Origin of the sequence: Mycobacterium sp. E136 (genome assembly GCF_001666865.1) — a bacterium.
In the GTDB taxonomy this organism is placed as follows: Bacteria; Actinomycetota; Actinomycetes; order Mycobacteriales; family Mycobacteriaceae; genus Mycobacterium.
Genome location: NZ_LZJE01000328.1, coordinates 1 through 3484 on the forward strand (window position 1 = coordinate 1; position 3484 = coordinate 3484).

Annotated in this window: 2 protein-coding genes and 1 pseudogene; 1 reads left to right on the top strand and 2 read right to left on the bottom strand. The window is 68.8% G+C overall.

Annotated features, from left to right (window positions below; all coding sequences use genetic code 11):
• Together A5698_RS21850 and A5698_RS21855 are read right to left on the bottom strand one after the other, a co-directional pair.
• Positions 1 to 1588, bottom strand: a 1588-nt coding sequence (locus A5698_RS21850) for a DUF7064 domain-containing protein (protein WP_068301044.1), incomplete at its 3' end; no start/stop codon positions are given.
• Positions 1589 to 1629: 41 nt separating this feature from the next.
• Positions 1630 to 3138, bottom strand: a complete 1509-nt coding sequence (locus tag A5698_RS21855) for a carboxylesterase/lipase family protein (protein ID WP_068301046.1) — start codon at positions 3136 to 3138, stop codon at positions 1630 to 1632.
• A 72-nt stretch (positions 3139 to 3210) separates the two neighbouring features.
• Here A5698_RS21855 and A5698_RS21860 point away from each other — a divergent pair.
• A pseudogene (locus tag A5698_RS21860) lies at positions 3211 to 3484 on the top strand (hypothetical protein); the annotation flags it as partial.

Here is a 3484-nt window from a genome sequence, read left to right on the forward strand (position 1 = left end):
CCCACCAGTCGCGCACACCCCAGGAGTGGTCACGCTGGCCCGGGACGTCGGTGAACGTGAACTCGCGGCCGTCGACGGACACGGTGCCCGACACCGTGCACGGGATCTCGTAACGCGGCGTGATCCGGTACAGATACGGCGCGCCCGCGGTCGTGTACTCGAGTTCCATCGACACGTCGACGGGCCGCCCGGATTCGTTACGCAGCAGCGCCGCCGGATCGTCGTACACCTCACCGCGGCCCCGCATCGTGACGCGATAGGTCTTGAGCGGTTCGGTGGCCGTGAGGATCAACTCGATGTCGCCGGTGCCTTCGAAATCGAGCAGTGCGTAGGTCGGGATGCCCGGCCCGCACACCAGGCCGTTGATCCACGATTTGTCCAGGTTCGGGTACAGGCCGAGACGCACCCATCCGCCGATCTCCTGCTCGAGGTCGACGAAGTCGTAGTACCAGCTCTCGTTCCACAGCGGTTCGTCACCGGGCGGATGGTCGCCTTCGTCGTCGGCAGTCGGCGTAAGGGGTTCGGGCGTAACGGGTTCCGGCAGGGTGGCCAGCGCATCGACGTCGAGCACATGCTCGCAGTGGCGGTGCAGCATCGTCATGAACATCTCGTCGCCGCGCTCGGTGCGCTCCACGAGCATCGACGAGATGATCGCCATCATCACCCCGCCGAACGTCTGTCTGCGCACCCCGTCTCGGACATCGTCGATGGTGATCGGGGCGTCGGGACCGAGCGCCGAGTGGTAGGCGGACAGCAGCGCCTCGTAGTGCTCGCGACGTACCTCGACGGGCAGCGCGCAGCCGAGAAAGTACGCGACGTCGGTCATCGCCGGTCCCCAGGTGACCGTCTGCCAATCGACCACGGTCAGCGGGCGGTCGGCGCCGGGTTGTCCGAACAGCATGTTGTCCAGGCGGTAGTCGCCGTGCACCAGTCCTTTGACCCGGTCGGGTGCGGACTCGGCGGCGATGTAGGCGTCGAATGCGTCGATCAGCCGCTCGCACACCTCACGGTGCGCAGGCGCGATCCTGTCGGCATAGCGTTCGGCGAACCCCGCATACAGCCCGGCGATCAACGCCTGGTTGACCGGCGCCTCACGGTTGAGCCACTCGGCGCTGGCGGCCGCGGGATCGCCGAGCAGCGGTCCGTGCAGCCGGCCCAGCTCGGACAGCGCCAGCATGGCCTGTTCGGCTGAGGCGCCGCGGATTTCGTCGCCGACGATCGCGGGTCCGGCGTCGCCGAGCAGAAGATGAAAGGCACCGGTCTCGGGATTGAACCCCGAGGAGAAGCACGGCGCCACCGGTCCCCCGATCCGCGGCGCGATGTCGGTGTAGAACCGCACCTCGCGCTCGTAGAGGCCCAGCGCCAGCCCGGTCTGCCTGCTCACCGGATCGCTGGCGGCCACCTTGAGCACGACCGTCGCGGGACCGGAGCCCTCAGCCGCGTACGTCAGCGCGACGCGGTAGCACTCGCTCATCTGCCCCGTGCCGATGCGCTCGTACGAGAAGTCCGCGACCGGTGAGCCGACCGTTGACGTCAGCCACTCGGCGCTCAGTTCTGCGGGGCGCTCCACGACGTTGATGGTGGGCACTTGTCACCTCCATGTGACCTGTTCGGGTGGCGGCGCCACCGTTATCGCGAGACCAGCGAGAAGCCCTCCCACGCCTCCCTGCGGGCGGCGTGCGGGTCGAACTCGATTCGCGGGCGGTGATCGAAGACTCGCACGGCACGGTCGGCGCTGGTGTAGGCGGGCCAGTCGTCGCCGGGGACGCCGGTACGGGCGAATTCGCGCCAGCGGCGCTGGATGTCATCGCTGACACGCAGGGCCTTTCGCCGGTCCCCGACCGCTGTGAGCAGGCGCCCGAACCGGCTGCGGTACACGTCGAAGACCGCCAGCAGTTCGGTGGCGTGTGTGGCGCCCAGTCCCGCCAACCGCAACGAGCGCGGTGCGTAGTCGTAGCGATACAGGTGGGTCGGAGCGTGGCGGCTGTGCGCCTCGGCGATCTGCCAGGCGGCCGAGCCGAATGCGAAATCGCCGCCGAACTGGACGCATGCCTTCTGGTCGGGGTAACCGGGATACGCCGCGGTGATGCGTTCCCGCTCTTCGGGTTCCGCCTCGGCGAGCAGCCGCTCGATCATCGGTTCGGACATCGGCAGCAGCTTGAGGAAACGGCCGAAGAGGTTGGCCTCCTCGGCGTTGGTCCCGACGATGAGCGGGACCCGGTGCGCCTTGCCGCTGCGCATCGCCTCCACCGGATCCAGTGGCAGGTAATCGGTTCCGCCCGTCGGCCCGGCCGCAAAGGCGCCGAGCATCTCGCGCTGCCCCTGCTTGATGAGCCGTTCGAACGCGGTGACCAGCTCGGCCGGCCGAGCCGCCATCACCGCGTCGGCGCCGTTGCCCTCCCCCGCGCCCAGCATCTCGGCGAACCTCGTCGCGTACTGCTCGGCCACCTCCGGCGTGCGCACCATACCGGCCGCGGGACTCTCCGAAATCGCCTTGGCGAACAGGCCTTTGGCGGCCGGCACCGCCAGCAGCGTGGCCACGGCGTGGGCTCCGGCGCTCTCACCGAAAATCGTCACGTTGTCGGGGTCGCCGCCGAACACCGCGATGTTGTCGCGCACCCAGCGCAGTGCTGTCACCAGGTCGCGCAGGTACAGATTGTCGTCGATGGTGAAGGTCCCGTTGGACAACGACGACAGGTCGAGACAGCCGAGCGCGCCGAGGCGGTAGTTGACCGAGACGTACACACACCCCTTGCGGGCCAGTGCCGCGCCGTCGTAGATCGGCGTGGCTGACGTTCCCATGAAGTAGCCGCCGCCGTGGATGAAGACCATGACCGGCAGCGCGGAGTCGAACCGCTTCTTCGGGCTCACCACGTTGAGCGTCAGGCAGTCCTCGCTCATCGGTTGGTACTTGCCCGGCGCCAGCATCGTGTACATGCGTTGCTGAGGCGCACAGTTGCCGTATCCGTGGCAGTACCGGACGCCGCGCCACGGCTGTACCGGCTGGGGCGCGCGCAGCCGCAGCGGGCCCACCGGCGGGCGCGCATAGGGAACCCCACGCCAGCGGTGCACGCCGTCGCGGGTGAAGCCCTCGATCGTGCCCGAGGCGATGGTCGCGCGGACGGTGTGTTCGTGCATCACCCGACGTTAGCAATGGACTCGCGCCGCGCCTGGCCAGGGATTGCGTGTCGGCCCGCTAGCCTGGCCCGTATGCGAATGGCTGTGCTGATCGCGTCTGTGCTGGTAGCGGGGTGTTCGACGACGACGGGCGGACAGGCTGAACGGATCGAACCGATTCCGCCGTCCCCGTCGGCGAGTTCGCCGACGACGTCCACGACGAAACCCAAGCCGGCCGCTCCGCCGGCTCCCGGCGCCCCGATCGGGGACGTGATGGCCTGGGTGGAGGCCGGCGAACCCGCCGACTCCGGCCGGTATCACGCGGCCTCGCGTGACGGGCAGACGACGGACCTCGGCGAAGACGTCG